This is a genomic window from Amycolatopsis sp. NBRC 101858, assembly GCF_030269325.1.
GTDB lineage: Bacteria > Actinomycetota > Actinomycetes > Mycobacteriales > Pseudonocardiaceae > Amycolatopsis > Amycolatopsis ponsaeliensis.
This window is the reverse complement of sequence record NZ_BSTD01000007.1, coordinates 1-23,251: the sequence shown is the minus strand read 5'-3', so window position 1 is coordinate 23,251 and position 23,251 is coordinate 1. Positions and strand designations below refer to the sequence as shown.

The 23,251-nt window shown below is 70.6% G+C and carries 19 protein-coding genes; 12 read left to right on the top strand and 7 right to left on the bottom strand.

From position 1 onward, the window contains the following. The first annotated feature begins 3 nt into the window (after positions 1–3). Positions 4–618: a TetR/AcrR family transcriptional regulator gene (locus QSK39_RS43505; protein ID WP_285483670.1), complete on the top strand. Its 615-nt coding sequence runs from the start codon at positions 4–6 to the stop codon at positions 616–618. Positions 619–941: 323 nt separating this feature from the next. Further along, complete coding sequence (locus QSK39_RS43500; RefSeq protein ID WP_285483669.1) at positions 942–1,544, top strand: DUF4142 domain-containing protein; 603 nt, start codon at positions 942–944, stop codon at positions 1,542–1,544. A 34-nt stretch (positions 1,545–1,578) separates the two neighbouring features. Here the strand turns inward: QSK39_RS43500 and QSK39_RS43495 are convergent, their stop codons facing one another. After that, entirely contained in the window at positions 1,579–2,442 is an 864-nt protein-coding gene (locus QSK39_RS43495; protein ID WP_285483668.1) for a formate/nitrite transporter family protein, read from the bottom strand. Between the two features lie 291 nt (positions 2,443–2,733). Between QSK39_RS43495 and QSK39_RS43490 the strand changes: the two genes are divergently transcribed. Further along, positions 2,734–3,888, top strand: a complete 1,155-nt coding sequence (locus tag QSK39_RS43490) for a permease (protein ID WP_285483667.1) — start codon at positions 2,734–2,736, stop codon at positions 3,886–3,888. Between the two features lie 31 nt (positions 3,889–3,919). Here QSK39_RS43490 and QSK39_RS43485 read toward each other — a convergent pair whose 3' ends face one another. Next, positions 3,920–4,360: a DUF6292 family protein gene (locus QSK39_RS43485; protein WP_285483666.1), complete on the bottom strand. Its 441-nt coding sequence runs from the start codon at positions 4,358–4,360 to the stop codon at positions 3,920–3,922. Positions 4,361–4,719: 359 nt separating this feature from the next. Between QSK39_RS43485 and QSK39_RS43480 the strand changes: the two genes are divergently transcribed. The 4 genes from QSK39_RS43480 (at position 4,720) to QSK39_RS43465 (ending at position 12,863) form a co-directional block, all read left to right on the top strand. Continuing rightward, positions 4,720–7,170, top strand: a complete 2,451-nt coding sequence (locus tag QSK39_RS43480) for a hypothetical protein (protein WP_285483665.1) — start codon at positions 4,720–4,722, stop codon at positions 7,168–7,170. 82 nt (positions 7,171–7,252) lie between these two features. Further along, positions 7,253–9,601 (top strand): Hint domain-containing protein, encoded by a 2,349-nt coding sequence (locus tag QSK39_RS43475; RefSeq protein ID WP_285483664.1) that lies wholly within the window; start codon positions 7,253–7,255, stop codon positions 9,599–9,601. Between the two features lie 56 nt (positions 9,602–9,657). Further along, positions 9,658–11,541, top strand: a complete 1,884-nt coding sequence (fadD11, locus tag QSK39_RS43470; protein WP_285483663.1) for a fatty acid--CoA ligase FadD11 — start codon at positions 9,658–9,660, stop codon at positions 11,539–11,541. Between the two features lie 23 nt (positions 11,542–11,564). Further along, positions 11,565–12,863 (top strand): FAD-dependent monooxygenase, encoded by a 1,299-nt coding sequence (locus QSK39_RS43465; RefSeq protein WP_285483662.1) that lies wholly within the window; start codon positions 11,565–11,567, stop codon positions 12,861–12,863. 16 nt (positions 12,864–12,879) lie between these two features. Here the strand turns inward: QSK39_RS43465 and QSK39_RS43460 are convergent, their stop codons facing one another. Together QSK39_RS43460 and QSK39_RS43455 are read right to left on the bottom strand one after the other, a co-directional pair. After that, a complete protein-coding gene (locus QSK39_RS43460) occupies positions 12,880–14,094 on the bottom strand; it encodes an alpha/beta hydrolase (protein ID WP_285483661.1) in 1,215 nt (404 codons plus the stop codon). Between the two features lie 9 nt (positions 14,095–14,103). Then, complete coding sequence (locus QSK39_RS43455; RefSeq protein ID WP_285483660.1) at positions 14,104–15,315, bottom strand: alpha/beta hydrolase; 1,212 nt, start codon at positions 15,313–15,315, stop codon at positions 14,104–14,106. A gap of 151 nt (positions 15,316–15,466) precedes the next feature. On the opposite strand from QSK39_RS43455, the gene QSK39_RS43450 reads away from it, so the two are divergent. Both QSK39_RS43450 and QSK39_RS43445 read left to right on the top strand, forming a co-directional pair. After that, positions 15,467–16,402: a universal stress protein gene (locus QSK39_RS43450; protein WP_285483659.1), complete on the top strand. Its 936-nt coding sequence runs from the start codon at positions 15,467–15,469 to the stop codon at positions 16,400–16,402. 80 nt (positions 16,403–16,482) lie between these two features. Beyond that, entirely contained in the window at positions 16,483–17,049 is a 567-nt protein-coding gene (locus QSK39_RS43445) for a DM13 domain-containing protein (RefSeq protein WP_285483658.1), read from the top strand. A gap of 82 nt (positions 17,050–17,131) precedes the next feature. Here the strand turns inward: QSK39_RS43445 and QSK39_RS43440 are convergent, their stop codons facing one another. Beyond that, positions 17,132–21,037, bottom strand: a complete 3,906-nt coding sequence (locus tag QSK39_RS43440; protein ID WP_285483657.1) for a glycoside hydrolase family 2 TIM barrel-domain containing protein — start codon at positions 21,035–21,037, stop codon at positions 17,132–17,134. A 199-nt stretch (positions 21,038–21,236) separates the two neighbouring features. On the opposite strand from QSK39_RS43440, the gene QSK39_RS43435 reads away from it, so the two are divergent. The 3 genes from QSK39_RS43435 (at position 21,237) to QSK39_RS43425 (ending at position 22,438) form a co-directional block, all read left to right on the top strand. After that, complete coding sequence (locus QSK39_RS43435; RefSeq protein ID WP_285483656.1) at positions 21,237–21,509, top strand: hypothetical protein; 273 nt, start codon at positions 21,237–21,239, stop codon at positions 21,507–21,509. Further along, the gene (locus QSK39_RS43430; RefSeq protein WP_285483655.1) at positions 21,506–22,003 is read left to right on the top strand and encodes a hypothetical protein; all 498 of its coding nucleotides are present in this window, start codon (positions 21,506–21,508) and stop codon (positions 22,001–22,003) included. Before QSK39_RS43435 ends, QSK39_RS43430 begins: the two co-directional genes overlap by 4 nt. A gap of 75 nt (positions 22,004–22,078) precedes the next feature. Next, positions 22,079–22,438: a YciI family protein gene (locus QSK39_RS43425; RefSeq protein ID WP_285483654.1), complete on the top strand. Its 360-nt coding sequence runs from the start codon at positions 22,079–22,081 to the stop codon at positions 22,436–22,438. A 22-nt stretch (positions 22,439–22,460) separates the two neighbouring features. Here QSK39_RS43425 and QSK39_RS43420 read toward each other — a convergent pair whose 3' ends face one another. Continuing rightward, positions 22,461–22,721, bottom strand: a complete 261-nt coding sequence (locus QSK39_RS43420) for a DUF3040 domain-containing protein (protein ID WP_285483653.1) — start codon at positions 22,719–22,721, stop codon at positions 22,461–22,463. 307 nt (positions 22,722–23,028) lie between these two features. After that, on the bottom strand, positions 23,029–23,251 hold a 223-nt coding region (locus QSK39_RS43415), incomplete at its 5' end, for a hypothetical protein (RefSeq protein ID WP_285483652.1).

The window sequence follows — 23,251 nt, the reverse complement described above, 5'->3', positions numbered from 1 at the left end:
CAGATGACGTCGCAGATCGCGCCGAGCACGCAGAAGGGGCGCGCGACCCGGGACCGGATCGTCGCGGCCGCTGCCGACCTCATGTACCGCCACGGTGTGGCCGGCACCAGCACGCCCGCGGTCCGCGACGCCGCCGGGGTCAGCTCGTCGCAGATCTACCACTACTTCGCCGACAAGGACGACCTCACCAGGGCGGTCATCGCCTACCAGTCCGAGTCGATCCTGGCGCACCAGACACCCCTGCTGGCCACCCTCGACAGCCTGGCTGCCCTCGACTCGTGGCGAGACGTCGTGGTGGAGGCGGCACGCCGGCAGGGCGGCGCCGGCGGATGTCCACTGGGCAGCCTGTCCAGCGAGCTGTCCGACGACCATCCCTGGGCCCGCGACGTCCTCGCGGCCGGTTTCGGCGCCTGGTCCGGCGCGATTCGCGACGGCTTGGCCGCGATGATCGGCAACGGCGTCCTCCGGCCGGAAACGGACGCCGACGCTCTCGCTCTCGCCCTGCTGGCGGCAGTCCAGGGCGGCCTCCTGCTCGCCCAGGCCCACCGCAGCACCAGTGCTCTGGAAGCCGCCTTGAACGCCGTGATCGCGCACATCCGCGGCCACGCGGCCGGCTGAGCCAGGTCGAACGGCCGCGTGCCAGGACTCTTACTCCCAGCAACACTTGACCACCACAAACGTGTCACTGGCGGTTGCGGAATCCTCGGTGGATCACCCTGCAACGTAACCACTTTCAAAAGTTTCCCCCAACAAATGTGAACGTTCGCGCTCTGCGGTCCGTACTACAAGGTGCAGGAGGTCCTCGTCGCTGACGGCTCGATGCCGTCGCCAGAAGGAGAAACACCATGCCTCGTCGCCGTGGAACGCCTTTCACCGTCCGAGCGCGGACGACCCTGATCGGGGCAGCTTTTGTCGCCGTCCTCGGCGCAGGGGCAGTGGCCGTGTTGCACACAGAGACGGGACAGGCGAGCCAAGCCGCCGATCAGAGTGCCGCCGCGGGGTTGCCGGTGGGGCCGGTCGCCGAAGCCGCGCTGGGCGCGAACCAGACCACGCCGGGCGCGGGGGCACTGACCGAGATCGACAAGACCTTCCTGGTCAAGGTCCGCCAAGCCGGGCTCTGGGAAATTCCGGCGGGCAAGCTGGCCCAGACCCACGCCAGCAGCGAAGCCGTCAAACGCGCCGGGCTGCACGTGATCGACGGCCACTCCAAGCTCGACCAGCTGGTGCGGGAGGACGCGAACATCCTCGGCGTCCCGTTGCCGGACCAGGCCACACCGGAGCAGCAGGGCTGGGTCCGGCAGCTGACCGCCGCCCAAGGCCTCGCATTCGACAAGCTCTTCGCCAACCTCCTGCGGTCCTCGCACGGCAAGATCTTCGCGACCATCGGGGAAGTACGCGCCAGCACCCAGAACGACCTCATCCGGCGACACGCCCGGCAGGCCAATCAGACCGTGCTCGACCACATGGAGGTTCTCGAGGACACCGGGCTCGTGGCCCCGGAGACCTTTGCCGATGTCGCAGCCGCGGTGGCCCCGGCGAAGTGACCGGCCAGCGGTTCTCACGCTGACCGCGCCGGTTTCACCCCACGCGAGCCGAAGCCACGGGCTCCACCGCCTCCGTGGACGGCGAGGCCGCCGCCGGCCCGGACCGGCGTGACCGCGCGAGAAACCCATACCCCGCACCGACGAGCACGCCGCCGCCGACCAGATTGCCGAGTCCGACCACTACCAGGTTGACCGCGAATGCACCAAGGGTGGCACCGGGCGCGTCCTCGAACATCCCCAGTGAGAAGACGGTCATGTTGGCGACCACGTGCTCGAAGCCGGAGCCGATGAACGCCAGCAGGCACCAGAAGATCAAAGTGAGTTTCGCGCCGTCGGACTTCGTCCGCGCCGACATCCACACAGCGAGGCACACCAGGAAGTTGCACAGCACACCACGGAAGAACAGCATCACGCCCGACTCGGCAGCCTTCGCCTTGACCGTCGCGGCCAGCAGCGCGGCCGCCGGCGCCGCATGCCCGGTCGTGGCACCGGTCTGCAGGATCCCGCTTTCGTGCACCAGCCACGCGAACGCCACCGACCCCACCAGGTTGCCGACGAACGAGCCGCCGATCACCGCGAGCCCCGAGCCCACGCCGCCGCGACGCGCGAACATCCCCTGCACCATCGTCATCATGTTGCCGGTTGACAGTTCGGCGCCGGCGAACACCACTGCCGTCAAAGCGATCCCGAACACCAGCCCTTGGACCAGCTTGGTCCACGGCGACTGTGCGGCGTTCAACGGTCCGGTGACGGCCAGCAGCAGCGCCACCGCCACGCCGATGTAAGCACCGGCCAACGCCGAGCTGACGAGATAGCGACCCGGCCGGCGCAGCTCGCCGATCTTCTCCCGTGCTGCGGTCGCCTGGAGGTCGAGGGCTTCATGAAGCGGGATGGGCACAGTCGCTCCTGCGGGAGGTCGGTTCCTGCGATCGGTTGATCACTTGCCCAGTCAAACTGTTGCCGGCGATATCGGAGTGACCTCGGTGTCACGGTCCGGTGTCCACGGCCGCACGCCGTCGAAACGGAGCGGTGAGTCCACACAAGACTGTAGCTAACCGACAAATCCGACCTGGGAGGTGATCGGCACCGGTAGAGTTCCGGGCGTTGCCTAAAGGCCGGTGCATCTCCCGCCTGGGTAGGTACCCACTGATGCGGCCTGAAATCACGGAGACGTCGGAGGTGGGCGAAGGTGTGGCTCGCGATCGGCCGGGCGCTGGGGATGGCCGGCTCGATGCTGTGGGAGATCCTGTGGGCCCTGATCCTCGGGTTCGCGTTGTCCGCGGTTGTGCAGGCCGTGGTGCGCAAGTCGACCATCGTGCGGCTGCTCGGTGACGACCGGCCACGTACCCTCGCCGTGGCGTCCGGCCTCGGCGCGGCTTCGTCGTCGTGCTCCTACGCCGCGGTCGCGCTGGCCCGGTCGCTCTTCCGCAAAGGCGCGCACTTCACCGCCGCGATGGCGTTCGAGATCGGCTCGACCAACCTCGTCGTCGAACTCGGCGTCATCCTCGCGTTGCTGCTGGGCTGGCAGTTCACCGCCGCCGAGTTCGTCGGCGGGCCGATCATGATCGTGGTGCTGGCCGTGCTGTTCCGGCTGTTCGTCCGTGGCCGGCTGCTCGACGCCGCCCGGCGGCAGGCCGAGCGCAGCGTGGCCGGGTCGATGGAGGGCCACGCCGCGATGGACATGTCCGTCCGCCGGGAAGGTTCCTTCGCGGCGCGGCTGCTCTCCGGCGAGGGGTTCACCGCGGTCGCGCACGTGTTCGTCATGGAATGGGCTGCCATCCTGCGGGACGTCCTCATCGGGCTGCTGATCGCGGGCGCGGTCGGCGCCTGGGTGCCGGACTCGTGGTGGCACGCGTTGTTCTTCACCGACGACCCCGTGCTGTCCGCGGTGTGGGGACCGCTCATCGGGCCGGTCGTGGCGATCCTGTCGTTCGTCTGCTCGATCGGCAACGTCCCGCTGGCGGCGGTGCTGTGGACCGGCGGGATCAGCTTCGGCGGCGTCATCGCGTTCCTCTTCGCGGACCTGCTGATCCTGCCGATCCTGAACATCTATCGGAAGTACTACGGCGCCAGGATGGCGCTCGTGCTGCTCGGCACCTTCTACGCCGCGATGGTCGCCGCCGGTTACCTGGTCGAACTGCTCTTCGGCGTCGCCGGGCTCATCCCGCGAGAGCGGGATGCCGCGGTGCTGGAGAGCGGGGTTTCCTGGAACTACACGACGTGGCTGAACATCGCGTTCCTGGTCCTCGCCGCGGTCCTCGTCGTCCGGTTCGTCCGCGCCGGCGGGGTGCCTACGCTGCGGATGGTGAACGGGAAGCCCGAGGAGCCGGCCGCCGAGCGGTGACCGGTCACGATTCAGCGAGCCGAAGGTCGTCTCAAACAGGGCGGTCCGGGTCTGCTGCCCGGATGCTCTTCGGTGGCAAGACGAGGACCGCGTAACCCGTCAACAACTCGTGGAGATCGGACGTGGCGCCGCGTGCCGGTCGCCCACCCTCACGCCGTCCTGCCACGGCCTCGTCGACGAAGTGCGCCACCGCGACAGGCTCGGGCACCAGCGGTTCCCCGAATCGGGCCAGCGTCTCGCCGGGGCGCCGTTCGGTGTGTTCGAGCACCAGTTCCCAGCCAGCCTCGGCCGACCAGACGAGCAGGAGGCCGCGCTCGGGGTGCCGTGCGCACTGCCGGCTCAACGCGAGATAGGCGACGGGCGGGTCGAGGTCCCGGCCGACACCGCCCGGAAGCACGCCGACCGCGGTACAGACCGCCCGGAGGTAACCGGCCAGGCCGACCTCCCAGGACCGAGGTCCGCGCTGCAGCACCTGCTCTTGCTCCTTCCGGCCATGGCGAAACGAACGACGGCGGGCACAGCACCGGGCACTGCGGCCGTCCGGCCCCAGGCATCCGCGACCGGTCGCGGGAGCACCGCTTCCCTGCGCACGCCCAGCATGCCGGACCACTGACGTGCCGAACCTGACGAATACCTTGCGATTCGGCCGGCCACCCGCCTCCCGCTCGGTGCGCGAGACTCTCCGAGGGCGGCTGAGACGAGCCGGTCTCTCCACGCCCGCGCCCCTTCCTCAAGAAACCCTCACAGTTCCCCCAAGCGCCGCCGGGCCGCCCGGTCCGATGCTTGAACGGTCCGGGCAAAAGCCCGAAAACCGATGAGGGGATTCAGACCATGCTGGTCACCGGCGACAGAACCGGTTCCGTCAAGCTGGGCAGCCGAGCCGCCCTGCCCAAGCTGAGCGGCAGACCCGTCGCCTTCAAGCTGAGCGACTGCCGTGCCGCGCACGACCGCGTGTACGACATCGAGGTGCACGACGGTGACGGGTGGGTCCCCGACGGGCAGCTCGTCGTACTGCGCGACCTGGTCCTGCACGGCGGGGACCACGTCCACACCGTCGAGTACCACGGTGCGACGCACGCGCTCGTCATGAAGGGCAAGGCCGGGAACCCCGCGTTCCGGGCCCGGCTCAACCTGACCGAGGACGGGAACGGCTTCATCGGCACGATGTCCGCCGCTGACGGCACTCCGGTGGCTGTGCGCGGTACGGGCATCGAGGTCGTGTACCACACGTCACGGCAGCTCGCGACGGACCCGGAGGCGCCGAACGAGCCGTGGGACGACTTCACCATCAGGACCGCGTGGGTCGAGGGGATCCTGACGGTCACCTACCTGCTGGGTACCGACGACGTCAGCGACCGCGTCCGCGTCACCAAGGTCGACCGGCCCAAGGGGGAAACGACCCTCGAGATGCCCCCGGAGTTCAGCGGTGCCTTCCGGCCGGACTCCTTCGCGATCGTCCTGGCCTCCGGCAGCCGCTCGTTCGCCGGCACCTTCGACGACGGCGAGGGCACCGTCTACACGTGGCGCGGCAGCACCGAGCCGCTGCCGCAGGTGAAAGCGGCCGCCGCGGCTCGCGGCTCCCGCGCCGCCGCGCTGTCCGGCGCCGCGCCCACCGCCACGATGTCCTTGCAGGACCTGGACAACATCTCGTCCATCCAGGTCGTCACCGACCCCGACGGGAACCCGTACACGGTCGACCACGCCCAGACCACCTGCGGCGGCTATTTCAACAAGTGCCTGGTCAACGCCCTCGACCGGAAGTGGATCGACGGCATCTACGGCCACGCCTACAGCGTGCCCGCCGGCGTGCAGCACGTCTTCGACTCGTCCAAGCAGTTCTTCGCCGACAACGCCGTCCTGGGCACCGGCCAGATGCTCTACGACAACTTCGGTGCCAGCGCCGCGTACAAGGACCTGCTCAAGCGAGTGCAGGAAGCCAACATGGAAGCCGCCTGGAAGGACATGGGCCAGAGCGAGCTCACCGGCCCGGCGTACCAGGACGTGAGCAATGCCCTCTACATCGAGGGGTACCGCGACAGCGTCCCGGGCATGAAGCCCTACCTGGACGACGACCCCGAGAAGTGGGCGCTCGACTACTTCACCTGGCTGTCCGACGAGGCCAACCTGCTCACCTGGCAGATCCAGATCGCCAGCGGCATGTTCGACAACGTCAAGACCCGCATGTACGAGTGGTACGTCAAGCTCCAGGTGCTCGCACCGGACAAGGACTACGGCACGCAGTTCATGACGACTGCTTACGCCGCCTTGCTCGGCGTCTGCTACTCGAAGGCGAAGTGGTCCGAGGACATCGCACCGTTCCTGCTGGCGGTGATCGGCGACGCGATCGCGGGTGTCGTCGACGGAACCGTCGTGGACGACGTCACGGCGACTTCGATCGAAGAGCAGCGGGAACTTCTGCTCACACTGGCGAGTACCGCCGAAACGGGTGCTCAGCTGGGGAACGCCATCGCCGCCGCCCTGAGCGCCCGCGAGCTGAACAAGACGCTCCAGCAGCTCGCCGGCGACGCGAACCTGCACGGCGCCATCGGCGAGCACCTCGAGGGAACACAGCTCAACGCCTGGAACGAGCTGACGAGGACGGGCAAGGCCACCCGGGTCTTGAGCCCGCTGCTCTACGGCGCGGCAGCGGGGTTCCTGATCTACACCATCGTCAAGGACGACGACAGTCCGGTGACCCCCACGTCCGTCACCACGAAGATCGGCCTCGGCGTCATGGCCTTGGGACTGGCGGTCAAGAGCATCCAGAAGCTGCTGTCCACCAAGGTGGGCCGCTTCCTGCAGGAGTTCGCGGAAGCCGGTGAAGGCGGTGCGTTCCGCGTCTTCGCCGGCGAGGTGTCAACGTGGTTCAAGGCCGGTGGCGAGATCATCCCCGAAGGCAGGATCGGGACGGTCTTCGTGGCGGTGTTCGGCGACAACTCGGCGAAGTTCCTGGCCAGGCGGCTCGGGCCGGCGATGGCCCTGTGCGGGGTGGTCCTGTCGGCGTTCATGCTGGCCGACGCGATCGAGTCGGGCGTCAAGCGCGAAATCGTGTTCGAAGCGCTCAACACCTTCTTCGCGCTGGCGACCGTCGCCGCGCTCGGCTTCGAGCTGATGAGCTTCGCCTGGGCCGGGCCGGTCGGCCTCGCCGTGGCCGCGATCGGCGTGATCATCGTGCTCGTTCAGCTCATCTGGAACCTGATCGACCCGCCGAAGCCGCCGGCGGACCCGATCACCGAGTTCGTCACCGGTCCGATGGTGGCCAAGGGCTACGCCTCGGCGTGACGGGGAGGCCGGGCCGGCCGTGCGGAAGCACGGCCGGCCCGGCGCCACCGCCGGCCAGGCACCACCAGACCTCTGGAGAAGAATGCTCATCCCCGTGCCCCCGCCGGCCATCGCGCTGGCGGGAACCACCGACCCGATCTTGTCGCGCCTGGTCAACCTGACCCCCGACTACAGCGCCGGCCGGCGCCTCCACGCGTTGTACGTCAACAAGCTGCAGAGCGCGTTGCCCGGCAGGATGTCCCAGCTGATCGGTACGGGGCCGACGTTCCGCAGCGTGTTCTTCCCCCGGTGGAAAGCCGATCCGCTGTCGGCGACGACCGACGCGACGGGCCTCGGATCGTCGTGGTGGCGCGACTTCTCCGTGGCGGTGCTGTGCCAGGCGATCGAGGAACGCGGCAGCAGCATCCGGGGGCAGATGCTGAGCGACAAGATCACCACCGACGTGGCGTCGTTCAACGCCATCCTCGCCGCACGGTCCGCGCGTGCCTACGTGGACGTCCTCACCGCGACGTTTGAGCCCCTTTCCGCACTGCTGGGGCAGGTGAATCCGGCGACCGCGAAGCAGCAGTTCCACGACCTGCTGCTGGACAACGTGCTCACCTGGCAGCTGTGGTACCAGGCCGGCATGTGGACCAGCCCGGACTGGGAGCTGTTCAACCAGTACGCCAAGTACATCGCACTCGGCGCCACCGACGCCGAGGTCGACATGTTGATCGGCGAACTGGCCGCCGCGGGGCTGCCGGTCCCTCGTTCGGTCGCCCAGGAAGGCTGGCGTTCGTACGCCGAGGAACTGCGGGACAAGCCGGCCGTCGACGTCGCCGACATCATCGGCGCCTGTGCGGGCCCGATCGCCGCGAGCACCGTGAACCAGCCGATCGGTTCGTCCGCCACCCCGATCTCGACGCCCAACGGCAACTGCTTCGAGTTCACCGCTCACGGCCAGCCGGGCGCGCCCTACCGGCGGGTGCCCGGCGGTTCGTGCTTCACCGGCGACACCACGGTTCTCGACGGGACCGGGCGCGCCGTCCCGATCCGGGACGTCCGGCCGGGCGACGCCGTGCTGACCCGCGACGGCACCGCCACCGTCGCCTACGTCGCGAAGCCCCTGCACGCCGGCCGCCCGCTGTACCGCCTGACCGGCGGCGGCCCGGTGTTCACCGGCACGCATCCGTTCGTGAACGCGGACAAGGCCGGCACCGGTCCCGAACTGCTGGCCGTGACGCCGGCCGCGCTCGCGTGGGACGTGCCGACCCTCAGCGAGCACGGGATCGGCACCCTGCGGACCGGCAGCCTCATCGAGCACCGCGACGTTTCCGGCCGCCGGTCACCGGCCGGCGTGACGGTCTCCGGAGTCGAGGAGGTGCCGCACGCCGACGCCGGCACCTACCTGTACGACCTGCGCCTCGTCACGAAACCCGGTGTCGCGCCGGAGTTCTGGGCCGGGGACGGCAAGAGCTTCCACCTCGTGACCCCCGAGCACCCCCGGTTCGAGGACGCGGGTCCGGCGGCGGAAGCCGTCGCCGCGGTCACCGAAGGCCTGCTGGGAGCGGGCCACCCGGACGAGCCGGGCTGGCACACCCGGATCGTCGACACCGTCAACCGGTTCGGCACCGGCATCGTCCACGACGCGCTCACCCGGGCCCTCGCCACGACACCCTCGTTCGGCACGGCCGAGGCCCGGATACCGCTCGAAAGCCGCATCGACCGCCTCCACCGCGGCCTCGGGAACGTCCCGGCGGAAACGGCCGCGGTGGGCGCGAGCCTCTTCGACACCACGCTGGGCGCGGTCGGCCAATGGCTGGCCTCGGTGGTCGCACTCGGCTGGCGTACCGCGCCGGTCCCGGCCGGTGAGATCACCGCCGTGACGGTGTTCGACATCGTGCTGACGCCGGACAGCCCGCTCGGCCCGGACCAGGGGATCCGGCTGGACGTCACGGTGACGGACCGGCGCTCCGCCGCGACGACCTCGCTGTGGGACCGGCGCGGCCGGGCCAACACACGCTTCCACCGCTATTTCGACCAGATCATTCACCTGGACACGGCCGAGGCCGGTGGTCCGGGGGACCTGTCCTTCACGGTGACCGCGGAAGGCGCGACCATCCCCGTGCTGTCCGCCGAGGTGCCCGAAGCCATCGGCAGCGCGGCACTGACGTTGCAGTCGGCGCCGTTGCGCGATGCGAGGGGCGTGGTCGTGGGCACCGTCCGCTTCGATACGCGGCGGCTCGACCCGGACACCGCCTCCGGGGAGCTCACCGGCAGCGGCCGATGGACCGAGACCACCGCACGCGCCTACGCGAACGCGGTCGGCGCCGCCATGGTCGAACCGATCCTGGCCGGACTGGCCGCCCCGGCCCGGAAGCCCGGCTCTCAAAACTCCCTCAGGGAACCCTCAGACCTCGACCAAGCGCCGGCCACGCGTCCGGCCGGATGATCGTACGGTCCCGCTCCCCGATCCGGGGGAGCCGAAACACTGGAGTGAATCGACCAATGAGCACGCTCAGCGGCACCGCCGCGACAGTCGCCGGAACCGCCGGGCCCGGCAGCCGCCCGGAGCCCCGGCCGGCGATCACCGAGGAGAGACCCCGGACGTTTTGCCAGGCGTTCCAACGGATCGCGACCGTCGAGCCGCACGCGGTCGCGCTGCGCACCGTCGGCGGCACCCACACGCTGACCTGGCGGGAGTACGCGGCCGAGGTTCGCGCGGCGGCCGCCGGGCTGAGCGCGCTGGGGGTCGGTCGGGGGGACACCGTCGCGCTGATGATGGCCAACCGGGTCGAGTTCTACCCGCTGGAGGTCGGGGCGCAGCACCTGGGTGCGACGTCCTTCTCGGTGTACAACACGCTGCCCGCCGACCAGCTGGCCCACGTGCTGTCCAACGCCCGGGCCAAGGTCGTGCTGTGCGAGGCGCAGTACGTCGAGCGGATCCGGCAGTCGGGCGCCGCCGTCGAGCACATCGTGTGCGTCGACGGCGCACCCGAAGGCACGGTCAGCGTCGAGGACCTGGTCCGCGGCGGCTCGCCGGGCTTCGACTTCGAGGCGGCGTGGCGGGCGGTGCGCCCGGAGGACGTGCTGACGCTGATCTACACCTCGGGTACGACCGGCGAGCCCAAGGGCGTCGAGATGACCCACGAGAACCTGCTGTTCGAGGTCTACGCCGTCGCCGAGGTCCTGCCGGTGCGGTTCGGCGACCGGACCACGTCCTTCCTCCCCAGTGCGCACATCGCCGACCGGGTGGCCGCGTTGTACTTCCAAGAGACGATGGGCACGCAGATCACCGTGGTCCCGGACGCGCGGCAGATCGGCGTGGCGCTGGCGGACTGCCGGCCCACCATCTGGGCGTCGGTGCCCCGTGTGTGGGAGAAGCTCAAGGCGGGCATCCTCGCAAGCGTCGCCGCCGAGCAGGACGAGGCCCGTCGGCAGGGGCTGCAGTGGGCGCTGGGCGTCGCAGGGCGCAAGGCCGACGCCGACCTGACCGGTGCGCCGGTGCCCGCGCCGCTGGCCGCCGAGTACGCCCAAGCCGACGAGCGGGTGCTGTCCGCGCTGCGCGCGAAGCTGGGGCTGGACCGGTTGCGGTGGGCGGTTTCCGGCGCGGCACCGATCCCGAAGGAGGTGCTGGCCTTCTTCGGCGGGCTGGGGGTCCCGATCTGCGAGGTCTGGGGCATGTCCGAGCTGAGCTGCGTCGCCACGGTGGCATCGCCGGCCGAACACCGGCTGGGCACGGTGGGGCGGCTGCTGCCCGGGATGCGGGGCAAGATCGCGGCGGACGGCGAGTTCTTGGTGCGCGGGCCTCTGGTGATGAAGGGCTATCGCGGCGAACCGGCGAAGACCGCCGAAGCCGTCGACGAGGACGGCTGGCTGCACACCGGCGACGTGATGACCGTGGACGAGGACGGCTACCTCACCGTGGTCGACCGGAAGAAGGAGCTCATCATCAACGCCGCCGGCAAGAACATGTCACCGGCGCGCATCGAGAACGTCATGAAGGCGGCCAGCCCGCTGATCGGGGGCATCGCCACGATCGGGGACCGGCGGCCGTACAACACCGCACTGGTCGTGCTGGGCGAGGAGGCCGCGGCCGCCTACGCCGCCCGGCGCGGTCTCGTCGGTGTCTCCGCCGAGATGCTCGCCGCCGACGCGGAGATCGTTCGCCTGATCACGGCAGGGATCGGCGAGGGCAATGCCAAGCTGTCGCGGACCGAGCAGATCAAGCGGTTCCGGGTGCTGCCTGTCTTCTGGGAGCCGGGCGGGGACGAGCTCACGCTGACCTCGAAGCTGCGCCGCAAGCCGGTCGCACTGAAGTACGCCGCCGAAATCGACGCTCTGTACGCCGATTCGCCGGAAGCGGGCGTGCTCGAACCCGCCGCGTCGTAGCCCGGGATCGAGCGGCGGCGGACGTGCACCGGCGGCACGGCACCAGCGCGGTGGTCATCGGCGCGGGCATGGCCGGGCTGATGACCGCCCGCGTCCTCAGCGACCACGTCGACCGCGTGCTGGTCCTGGAACGGGATCGCCTGCCCAGGAAGCCGGTGGCACGCGGCGGTGTCCCGCAGGGACGCCACGCCCACGTTCTGCACGCCACCGGCCGGCAGCTGCTGGACGGCTGGTTCCCGGGCCTCGCCGACGACCTGGTCGCCGGGGGCGCCGTCCCGGTCGACGCCGGCGACCTGGGGTGGCTCCGGCTCCCGGCGGATCCGGCCTTCCTCGCGCTGGCCGCGAGCAGGCCAGCGCTGGAGGGAGCGGTTCGCGCACGTCTGCTGCGGCAGCGGAGGACGGTGTCGGTCGTGGACGAGACGGCGGTGGACGGCTTGGTCTTCGAGGGCGGGCGGGTGGTCGGCGTCCGGGTGGCCGGTACGGCACACCGGGCCGACCTGGTCGTCGCGTGTACCGGGCGCCACGACCGCTTCTTGGCCCAGCAGGCCGAACAAGGGTTTTCCGTCCCCGGCGTTTCGGTCGTGCGCAACGACTCGGCTTGCTGGACGCGAGTGGTGCCACGGCGGCCAGGCGATCTCGACGGGGCCCCGGCCGTCGTGGCCGCCGAGCAGGCACCCGGTCACCGGACCGGCACCGTGGTGCCGGCGGGGCCCGGCGAGTGGATCGTCACCCTCTGCTCGTGGCACGACGACGTGCCAGCCGAACCGGCGGCGTTCGAGGACTTCGCCCGGTCCCTGCCGTCACCCCTGATCGCCGCAGTCCTGGCCAAGGCCGAAGGGCGGGCACCGATCCTGACCCACCGGACCCCCACGAGCCTGCGTCGCCACGTGGAGCGGCTGAAGCGGCCGCCGGCGGGATTCCTCGTGCTGGGCGACGCGATCTGCAGCCTCAATCCCCGTTACCGGCAGGGGATGACCTCGGCGGCACTGCAGGCCCGGGAACTCGACCGGGCCCTCGTCCGCCACGGTCCGCTCGCCCCGGACCTGGCCCGCGTCTTCTACCGGGCCGCCGGTCAGGTGGTCGCCACGCCGTGGAAGCTGGCGGCCTGGGCCGACTTCGCCGATCCCCGGATCAGCGGAACCCGGCCGCCCGGAACCGACCTCGTCAACCGCGGTCTGGACCGGGTGAGCCGCGCGGCCCGCGCCTCGGCCTCGGTGGCGCACCGGGCCCAGCGCGTGCAGAACCTGCTCGCCCGGCCGGAAACCCTGCTGACACCGGTGATGATCCTGCGGATCGCGTCGGGGCAGACTCCACCCGGCTGATCCGCGCCGGAGCCGATTATTCGGCCAGGAAGGCGTCGATGCGGGCGAGGAACTCCGGCCAGGCCGGTTCGGTGGCCGTGAGCAGGTGGTTGCGGCTGTCGAGCAGGACCAGCCTGCTGTCGGGGATCAGCGCGGCCAGCTCACCGGCCTGCGACGCAGGGACCCGTGCGTCGTCGCGGGAGTGCAGGATCAGGGTCGGGCAGGTGACCCGGTGGGCGATGCCGGAAACGTCGATCCGGGCGAACTCGTCGAGGAACCGGACGCCGTTGGCCGGAGAGGTCGTCTGCCGCTGGAACGTCGTGAAGTCCGCCCAGTCCCGCGTGGTGCCGTCCGGCAGGAACTGGGAGGCGAACACCTGCAGGAACCGGGGATCCTGGTGGCTCCACCCCACGCGGGCCAGTTCCAGGTCGATGGCCGCAGCCTCGCGTTCGGCGTCGTCGCGGGCGCGGACCTGCCGTCCCCGCGCGTAGGCCCCGGCCAGGACCAGCCGGCTGACCCGCTCGGGCCGGCGTGCGGCATAAGCCACGGCCACCGCGCCGCCCTGGGAGACGCCCAGCAGCGGGAACCGGTCGAGCCCGACCGCCTCGACCATGGTGTCCAGGTCGTCGACCCAATCGTCGAACGTGCAGCTGGGCACATCCCAGTCCGACAGGCCGCAACCCCGCTCGTCGTAGCGGATCAGCCTGCGGTCGCGGGCGAGCCCGTCGAGCCAGTGCGACCACACCGGAGTCGACCGCTCGAGATCGAGGTGGGTCATCCAGTTCGCGGCCTTCAGCAGCGGCGGGCCGGTGCCGATGGCGGCGTAGGCGATCCGGGTGCCGTCGACGGCCTGGCAGAACCGGATCACCTGGCTGTCCGGGAGAGTTCGTTCTCCGGCCGCCTCGAACTCGGGTGCGGTTTCGGGTGCGCGGCGGACCTCCGTGACCGGGGCGACGAACTGGTAGCCCCGCCGGTGCACGGTGCGGATCAGCCGCTGCCGCACCCCGGTGTCCCCGATCGCCCGCCGGGCGGTGCGCAACGCCGTCGTGAGCGCGGCCTCGCTGACGAACCGGTCGCCCCAGACCTCGTCGAGCAGCTCGGTCTTCGGCACCACCCGATCCCGGTGCGTCACCAGGTGGCACAGCAGGTCGAAGGCTCGCGGCTCCACGTGGACCGGCTCCCCGCCCCGCCGGAGCCGGTGACCGGCGACGTCCAATTCGTGGTCCCCGAAACGGAACGCCTCCCCGGTCATCGCGGCAGCCTAGCGGCCCCGGCCGGAGTCCTCCTCGGCCAGGAAGGCATACAGCTCCTGGAGGAACCGGGGCCAGGCCGGCTCGTCGGCGGTGAGCAGGTGGCTGCGGCCGTCGAGCAGGACCAGCCGGCTGTCGGGGATGAGCTCGGCGAGTTCGGCCGCTTGCGAGATCGGGACGCGGGGGTCGTCCCGCGAGTGCACGATCAGCGTCGGGCAGGTGATCCGGCGGGCGAGGTCCGCGACGTCCATCCGGGACTGCGCTTCGAGGAAGCGTGCTCCGTTGGCCACCGACACCGTCTGCCGCTGGTAGGCGGTGAACTCGTCCCATCGCTCCGGCGGGCTCGCGGCGAGGAACTGGGCACCGAGGAACCGTTGGTAGCTGCGGTCTTGGGCTGCCCAGCCGGCGAGCGTGAGCTTGAGGTCGAGGTCGGCTTCGGCGCGTTCGGCCGCGTCGTGCGCCCGGGCCAGCCGACCGCGAGCGTAGGCCGCACTCAACACCAGCCGGCTCACTCGTTCCGGCCTGCTCGCCGCGTAGGCCACCGCCAGGGGACCGCCCTGGGCGACGCCGAGCAGCGGGAAGCGGTCCAGCCCCGCGGCGTCGGCCACGGCGTCGATGTCTTCGATCCACTCGGCGGCGGTGAAGCCCGAGGTCCAGTCGGACAGGCCGGATCCTCGCCCGTCGTACCGGATCAGTCGCCGGCCGCGCGTCAGGCCCTCGAACCAGTGGGCGAAGAGCGGCGTGGCCCGTTCCATGTCCAGCCGGCTCAGCCAGTTCGCGGTCTTCACCAGGGGTGGCCCGGCGCCGGTCACGGCCCACGCGATGCGGGTGCCGTCCGGCGTCCGGCAGAACCGGATGGTGTCGCGGGTCGACGCGGTCGTCGCCGCTTCCGTGGTTTCCTGCGGCGTCACCGTCACCGGGGCGACGAATTGGTAGCCCCGCCCGTGCGTGGTGCGGATGAACTGCTGGCGGCGGCCGGTGTCGCCGATCGCCAGCCGGGCCGTGCGCAGCCCGGTGGTGACGGCGGCGTCGCTGACGAAATCGCTGCCCCACACCGCATCGAGGAGTTCCTTCTTCGGCACCAACCGGTCGCGGTGCTCCACCAGATAGCAGAGCAGGGCAAGCGCCCGTGGTTCGACGTTGATCGGCCTCCCGCCGTTGCCGAGCCGGCATAGGCTCGGATCCAGATCGAATTCACCGAAGTGGTACGTCACCGAGCCCACCGAGGCAGCTTACTGCTTCTCGCGTCTCGAAACGGCCACCGAATGCCGTGGCAACCTGACGATCAGCTTGCGATCCCGGCGGCGGGGTGTGGGCGGTGCGCGTGCGCGGGAACGCAGTCCTTTCGGACAGGTACCGACGAAGGAGGTCAAGGTGACGAGTTCTCGGGAAGTGTTGGCGGGCAAGGCGGTCGTGGTCGGGTTCGACGCCTCCGATGAGTCAACGGCCGCGACGACGTGGGCTGCGCGGGAGGCGGAGGCTCGAGGGCGCCCGCTCGTGGTCGTGCGGGCGTTCGAGTGGCAGTGGCCGCCGATGCCCGTGCCGACGCCGGCCGCGGTGTCGGTGCTGCCTGACGATGGCGGTCAGGTCCGGTCGGCGGTGCAAGCCCAGCTCGACCGGGGCGTCGCCGAGATCCGGCGCGCGAACCCCGGAGTCGACGTCGGCGCGGTGGTGACCGACGGGCATCCGGCGCTCGCGCTGGCCACGGTCGCCGACGAGATCGACGCCGAACTGGTGGTCATCGGAGCTTCGGGGGCCGGCGCGGTGGAGCGGGCCCTGCTGGGCTCGACGGCTTCGGAGCTGGTGCGCACGACGCACCGGCCCGCCGTCGTCGTCCGTGGTACCGCCCGGCGTTCCGCTGCCGAGCGGGTCGTGGTGGGTATCGACGGCACCCCCACCAGCCGCCGGGCCATGGGATTCGCGCTCGACTTCGCGGCCCGGCACGGGTACCGGGTGGGTGTGGTGCATGCGTGGACGGACAGCTTGCTGGACCCGGTGCTCGAGCCGGTCCTGTCCGGGCCGGGCGGCGAGGGCGGTCTGCGAGCCACGGCGGACGCCCTGGTGTCGTCGCAGCTGGCGGACTGGCGTGACCGCTATCCGGAGGTTCCGGTCGACCGTCTCGAGCCGGAGGGGCGGCCCGCGGACGTACTGCTGGCGCAGGCCGAGGACGCGGCGTTGCTCGTCGTGGGCAGCCATGGGCGCGGACCGGTACGCCGCGCGGTGCTCGGCTCGGTCAGCCACCAGGTGCTCCAGCGAGCAGGGTGCCCGGTCGCTGTGCTGCGCGAGCTCGACAACAGCGGTCGGCCGTAAGAGATCGGTAACCGCGCCTGGAGCACAGGTGGGCGATTCGTCCCGTTGAATAGGGCATCGCGAACGATAGAGGAGACGAGATGAACGGCACGACCCGCCGGCGCGCCCGGTCCTGGCTGATCGGCGTCTTGGTGACGGGCCTGGTCGCGGTCGCGGCGGGTCTGTACTGGTTCCAGCCGTGGCGGCTGTGGGTGGACGAGACGGTGCAGGAAAGCCTTCCGGCCGCCGCATCGGTGTCGCAGCCTGCTGCGCCGGTGACTCGATCGACGGCCGCGCAACCGGTCGCGCCGGTCGAGGTCGCGGCGGGCACCCTGATCAGCCACGAGCACCGGACCACCGGGACGGTCCGGGTGTTGCGCGCGGCCGACGGATCACTCGTACTGCGCCTGGAAGACCTGGCCACCAGCAGCGGCCCCGACGTCCACGTCTGGCTCACCGACGCGCCGGTGCGGCCGGGCAAGGACGGCTGGGACGTCTTCGACGACGGCAAGTACCTCGACGCCGGAAAGCTCAAAGGCAACAAGGGAAACCAGAACTACACCCTCCCGGCGGGTACCGATCTGGCCGGCTACACCAGTGTCAGCATCTGGTGCGACCGCTTCGACGTGTCCTTCGGTGCCGCCGAATTGACGAGCCGGCCCGCCTGACGGGCGCAGCACACCCGCACCGGCCTGCCCGTCACGGCCGGTGCGGGTGCCGGTAAGAGCCAACCCGCCGGTTCCCCTCCCTCTACGGCGACGTCGCCGTGGGCCGGCGGCTGAGCGCCATTGCCTGGTCCCGCCGGGGGAGCGGGCGCAGCCGATAGGTGTAGCTGTAGTCGCGGTCGGCGAACAGCTTGTATTCGTCGTGCGTCTGCGCGCCCCAGCTGTTGTCGCCGCCGACACCCATCTGCTTGTGGTTCAAGCGCAGCACCACCTCCTGACGAGGAGTGAGCTGGTAGCTGTGCCGCGCGCCGACCGACAGGTCCTCCGGCGTGAAGTGTGACGCGTTGACCTCCAGCAGCGGCTCGCCGCTCGCGAGGAGGCCGACGCCGCGCCGGTTGGTCAGCGCGACCCACCGCACCTCGGTCTTGGTGCCGTTTTCCTGCGGTCGGATGTACTCGGTCCACTGCCCGGCCACCGTCGAGGAGTACCGGCCGACGTCGGAGCCCGTGTTGCGGTCCCAGTGGTTCTCCTCGGGCCCGCGGCCGTAGTAGTCGAGGGTGTCGAATTCGCCCGGCAGGAGCAGGATCGTGCCGATTTCGGGGATGTAGGGCAGGGTCGGCGACCCGGGGTGCAGCGTGGTGTCCACCTTGATCTCGGCGTTGCCGAAGATCGTGTACGTGGTGGTGTAGGTCGAGGGGACCGATGTCGGCAGGGTGCCGCTGACGGTCACCACGGCGGCCTTGCCGGCGAGGGGCCGCACGGTGACGCCGGTGACGTGGCGGCGGCTGCCCGCGTGCCGCCAGGTCGCGTTGCGGCTCGGCTGCCCGTTGCCGATGTCGTTGTCGGTGGGCGCCCGCCAGAAGTTCGGGGCGGGCCCCGCCGTCACGAGCCGCACCCCGCGAGCCTCGTAGGAGGTGATGACACCGGTGTCCTTGGCGATGGTCACGGTGAACCCGTCGCCGGTGACCGTGACGGCCTGGTCGGTGTCCCCGACGGTGACGGCCGGCACCCGCGTCAGCGGCACCGGCTGCACCGCGGGGCTGCCGAAGTCGACCGGCAGCTGCTGCTTGGCCACTTCGTAGCCGCGGTCGGCCCAGGCCGTGCGCGTCCGGGTGGTGAAGGACAGGCGGAGGAAGTACTCGGCTCCTGGTTCGAGGCGGGCCGGCCGGCGGAACGGCACGGTGATCGTCCGGCTCGACCGGGGCGGGACGTCGAGCTGCGCGCGCGTGAGCTGCCCTCGCTGCACGACTTTGCCGTCGGCGACGAGTTCCCAGCTGCCGTCGTAGGAGTCGACGTTGGTGAAGAGGTTCTCGTTCGTGATGGTCACGCGGCCCGAGGCGACGTCGGGGCCCGCGGTGACGTTGATCGACTGGTAGACGTGCTTGACCTCGGTGGCCTTCCCGCCCGACCGGCGGTCGGCGGTGACGATGCCGTTGGCGCAGAAGTTCCCGTCGTTGGGGTTGTCACCCCAGTCGCCGCCGTAGGCGAGAAAGGTCCGCTCCGCGGGTTGTTGCTCGGTGTAGGTCGCGGTGGCCGCGTCGAACCAGAACCGGAGAGCCGGATCACGCGGGTCGCGTGTCGCGGTCGCGAGCTCCGCGGCGCTGAGCCCGCGCGCGTACACGTGGGCGGCGCGGATGAACCCGCTGAACACGCGCTCGGGGTTTTCGGCGTCCGTGCCGAGCGCGAGCTGGACCGCGGTGCTCTCCGGCGCGCGGTCGGTGCCGGTGGTGGCCACGGCTTCACCGTCGAGGTAGAGCGTGAGCGTGTTCGCCGCGTCGTCGAAGACGCCGGCCACGTGGTGTTCCTTCCCCGTCCAGTCCGCGGGCAGGGCAGCGGTGGCCGCGATCCAGCCGCCGGCGTAGATGAAGAACTCGAGACTGTTCTCGGAGAGCTTGAGTGAGTACTGGTGGTCGCCCTTGGCGACGATCGGCTGGTGCCCGCCCACCGCAGCCGGGGTGACCCAGGCTTCCAGCGTCAGCGAACCGGTCAGCTCGAGGCTTTCCGAGGAGGCGAACACCGCGCCGCCCGAGACGCCTTGGGCGCGGTCGAACTTCGCGGCGGGCGCGAGCTCGGCGGCCAGGGCTTCGGGCCCGGTTTCGGCGAGCAGCTTGCGCGGCGGGGTCGGCCAGTGCAGTCCCTGGTCCACGAAGTCCCAGATGAACCCGCCCTGCAGGATCGGGTGCGCGCGGATGATGTCCCAGTACTCCTTGAGGTTCCCGTTCGAGTTCCCCATCGCGTGGGCGTACTCGATCATGATGTACGGCCTGGCGTCAGTCGGGTCGAGGGCGCGTTCCCTGATCCGGGAAGGGGTTTCGTACATCTGCGAGCGGATGTCGCTGACCTCGGGCCGGTTGTCGCCCTCGTACTGGACCACGCGGGTCGTGTCGTAAGAGCGGATCCAGTCGCGCATGGCGACGAAGTTGCTGCCCGCGCCGGCTTCGTTGCCCAGCGACCAGATGACCACGGACGGGTGGTTCTTGTCGCGATGCACCATCCGCTGGGCCCGGGCGACGACCGCGGTGGTCCAGTCCGGGTTCGAGCCAGGGTAGCTGTCGCGGACCCCGTGCGTCTCGAGGTTGGTTTCATCCACGACATACAGACCGTATTCGTCGGCCAGCTCGTACCAGGTGGGGTTGTTGGGGTAGTGGGAAGTGCGGACAGCGTTGATGTTGAGGCGCTTCATCAGCCCGACGTCCTCGACGAGGTCGGCGCGGGTGAGCGCGGCGCCGTGGCCGGGGTGCATCTCGTGGCGGTTGGTGCCGCGCAGTGTCACCGGCTGCCCGTTGATGCGCATCAGCCCGTCGGCGAGCCTGAATTCGCGGAAGCCGACGCGGGCCGAGAGGGTTTCGACGACCTTCCCGGCCGGGTCGCGCAGCAGGAGCACCGCTGTGTAGAGATCGGGCCGCTCCGCCGACCAGAGCTTCGGCGCGCGCACGCCTTGGGCCGCGCTCACCGTGACGTCCTGCCCGGCGGCCGCCGAGCCGAGGTCGACCCGCTGGCTCAACGTACGCGGCCAGACCGGCCGCCGGTCCGCGTCGTAGAGCTGGGTCTCCACGGTGTAGGTGCGCTTGTCCGTCCCGCTGTAGTCGCGGACGTGGGCGGTGACGGCGAGGTCGGCGTTGGTGTAGCCGTCGCGCAGCCGCGTGTCGAGGCGGAAGTCGCGCAGGTGCACCGCCGGTGTCGAGAACAGGTAGACCGAGCGGAAGATGCCGGCCAGGCGGATCATGTCCTGGTCTTCCATCCAGTCGCCGTCGGGGAAGCGGTAGACCTCGACGGCGATCCGGTTGGTTCCCGGCCGGAGATGTTCGGTGATGTCGAACTCGCTGGGCGTGTAGGAGTCTTCGCGGTAGCCGATCAGCGTGCCGTTGATCCACAGGTAGAACGCCGACTTGACGCCTTCGAAGTGCAGGAACGTGCGCCGGCCCGCCCAGCCCGGCGGGACGCGGAAGCTCCGCCGGTACTGGCCGACCGGGTTGAACCGCGTCGGGGCGAAGGGAGGCTGGGCGTTCTCGTTCTGCCCGTTGGCGCCCCACCAGGGGTAGGTGATGTTGACGTAGATCGGGAAGTCGTAGCCGTGCAGCTGCCAGTTCGACGGCACGGGCATCGTGGCCCACGACCTGTCGTCGACGTCTTCGCGGTGGAAGTCGGGATCGCGCGCGTCGGGGCGGTCGGCGTGCTGGAACTTCCAGTCGCCGTCGAGATCGAACCGGAAGGGCGAACGGGTGCGGTCGCCGGCGAGCGCATCGCCGAGGTCGGCGTGCGGCATGAGCGTGGCGTGGGGTGGCTCGGTGCCGATCTCGAAGATGCCGATGTTGTTGTTCCACTCGGGGAAGCCGTTGGGCGGAGCGTCGAGTGTGCTCGCCGCCGCGGCCGGGCAGGGCATCATGGCGGGCAGGGCGAGTGTCCCCAGGAGCGCGGCGCTTCCCTCCAGGAACCTGCGACGGCTGAACCCCGCGCGGCGTGCGGCCGGATCGGGCGAAACCTGGGACATCGTGAACCACCCCGTTCCTCGACGGCCTACAGCGTCGCGTTTTCACCTTGACCGAGTCAACACTGTTGATCAGAAACCAACGGAAGTATGTTGATTCTTGTTTGAAAGCAAGCCCGATGTGCGTTCGCGAGCGTGTGCGAGTTCGATCAACCGGGTACCCGCGACCGCTCGGTGGCGGTGGGAACGAGAGGCGGGGCCGGTGGCGACCAGGGTGCGGGTTTCCGACGGGATGATCGAGATCGTCATGACCGGGCGCTGGAGGACGCATGACGCCGCGGCCTTGCGGGTCGAGCTGGAGGTCGCTCGCTCGCTGTGCCGGGGGACGGTCGTGCTGGACGTCTCCCGGTGCGAGGTGGCCGCCCACGAGGTCACCTCCCTGGTGCACGAGGTGTTCGGGGCGGACTCGCGTTCGGTCCCGGAGGTCCGGGTGAGCGGGACCGGCGCTCTCGCGCGCGCCGGAGCCGATCGATGACCGCGGTGGCGGGGCCGTCGGAACCGGCCGCTCGGTCGGAAGACTCCAGCACCGGCCGGTTGGTCGCGCTGGTGTACGGGGCCGCGCTCCGGGCCGGGGTGTCACGGCGGTCCGCGGCGCGGCTGTGTGCTCGCCACGTCCCCGCGGTGCAGCCCGGCCAGCCGCCCGAGCGCGCTGCCGACGCGCGGCTGGTGCGGATGCGCGTCGTCCGGGCGGTGCGGTCCGAGCTGGTGCGCCGACGTGCGGCCAAGGTCGTCGACGAGGCCCTGGCCGACGCGGTCCTGCTGGACGAGCTCGCGCTCCTGCCACCGCGCCAGCAGTTCGCGGTCCGGTCCGCGGTCCGGCAGGGCTGGTCGGTGTCCGAGATCGTCGAGGCGACCGGCTGGACCCGGGCGCAGGCGATCCGGCTGCTGAACGCGGGCCTGTCGACGATCACGGCGAGTGCGCCCGGGGTGACCTCGCCGAGTAGGCCATCGGCGAAAATGGCTCGGTGACGCCTGTCGATCCGGAGCACGCTCGTTCGTATCGAGGATGAGCGGCGGCGGACGTCCGTCGGGAGGAGTGAGGTCATGGCCCGGTTCTTGCTGTCCGTGCACGGTGTCGACGGCGAAGTCCGTGAACCGCCCACCGAGGAGGAGATGCGTCGGTCGATGCACCTCCTCGGCGAGGTCGAGAAGGACCTGAAGTCGACCGGGAGCTGGCTCTTCAGCGCCCGGCTGGGCGAACCCGGCGCGGCGCGGGTGGTGCGCGAGTCCGACGGCGAGGTGCTGGTCACCGACGGTCCCTTCGCCGAAGGCAAGGAGCACCTCGGCGGCTTTTACCTCGTCGAGGCCGCGGACCTCGACGCTGCCCTGGAGTGGGCCGGCCGGGTGACGGCCGCGATCGGCGTGCCGATCGAGGTGCGGCCGCTGGCGGGGTTCGAAGCCTGACCCTGATCGCCGGGGACCGAGGTCACCCGTGAGGCGTGCGCGGCCGCCGGGAAACGTACTCGACGGCGAGCACGCCGATTGTCAGGATTCCCACGACTGTCAGGCTTCCGCTGCCCACGAGAAGTCCCACGACGAGCGCGCATACGCCGGTGACCGCGAGCAGCACGAAGAACCATCGCCACTTGTCGGGTCGCCGGCAGAACCGGTCGGCGAGGGCAGGATCGGTGGCCGAGAGCTCTGCTTCGATCCGCTCGAGCGCGCGCCGTTCGTCCTCGGGAAACATGGGCACCTCTCTCGCCGCACGAAGTCGCAACGGAGAGGAATGCCCATCCGCACGGGCTTCTTCACCCGACCGGAGGCAAGTCACCCGAAGGTGTTACCCGCGCGCCGCGCCCGTGGGTCGTCTGCCGGCGTGGCGGTCAGGTTCGCTCGGCTGACTCGACCACCCGCCTGGCGGGCTGGGGAAGCTGCGCGCTCGCGTAATGATCCGCAGTGGAGGCCAGCGCCGCCCGGACACGCCGCGAAACGGGAGTGGGGCACCAGGATCAAACCTGGTGCCCCACTCCGTGTTCAGTTGTCCCGCGAAACCGTCAGACGGTGTGCGGGGTGTGCGCGACGGTGTTCCAGCCCGTGGCGATGACCGCGGCGTCGCCCCCGTTGCCCGCCCAGCCGGAGTTCCCGCCGTGGGTGGTGCTGGTGTTCCAGGCGTCGCCGGTCGAGCCGGTGGCGCCGGTGTCACCCGAGTTGCCCGAGGTCACCGTGGTGGCCGACTTCGTGCCCTCGTGCTTCCAGCTGCCGTGGTGACGGCCCTGC

Bases quoted from the DNA above. Each gene is read 5' to 3' on its own strand.
- QSK39_RS43460 (WP_285483661.1), bottom strand. From the start codon at position 14,094: ATGACCGGGGAGGCGTTCCGTTTCGGGGACCACGAATTGGACGTCGCC.
- QSK39_RS43445 (WP_285483658.1), top strand. From the start codon at position 16,483: ATGAACGGCACGACCCGCCGGCGCGCCCGGTCCTGGCTGATCGGCGTC.
- QSK39_RS43420 (WP_285483653.1), bottom strand. From the start codon at position 22,721: ATGTTTCCCGAGGACGAACGGCGCGCGCTCGAGCGGATCGAAGCAGAG.
- QSK39_RS43475 (WP_285483664.1), top strand. From the start codon at position 7,253: ATGCTCATCCCCGTGCCCCCGCCGGCCATCGCGCTGGCGGGAACCACC.
- fadD11 (WP_285483663.1), top strand. From the start codon at position 9,658: ATGAGCACGCTCAGCGGCACCGCCGCGACAGTCGCCGGAACCGCCGGG.
- QSK39_RS43505 (WP_285483670.1), top strand. From the start codon at position 4: ATGACGTCGCAGATCGCGCCGAGCACGCAGAAGGGGCGCGCGACCCGG.
- QSK39_RS43425 (WP_285483654.1), top strand. From the start codon at position 22,079: ATGGCCCGGTTCTTGCTGTCCGTGCACGGTGTCGACGGCGAAGTCCGT.
- QSK39_RS43440 (WP_285483657.1), bottom strand. From the start codon at position 21,037: ATGTCCCAGGTTTCGCCCGATCCGGCCGCACGCCGCGCGGGGTTCAGC.
- QSK39_RS43480 (WP_285483665.1), top strand. From the start codon at position 4,720: ATGCTGGTCACCGGCGACAGAACCGGTTCCGTCAAGCTGGGCAGCCGA.
- QSK39_RS43430 (WP_285483655.1), top strand. From the start codon at position 21,506: ATGACCGCGGTGGCGGGGCCGTCGGAACCGGCCGCTCGGTCGGAAGAC.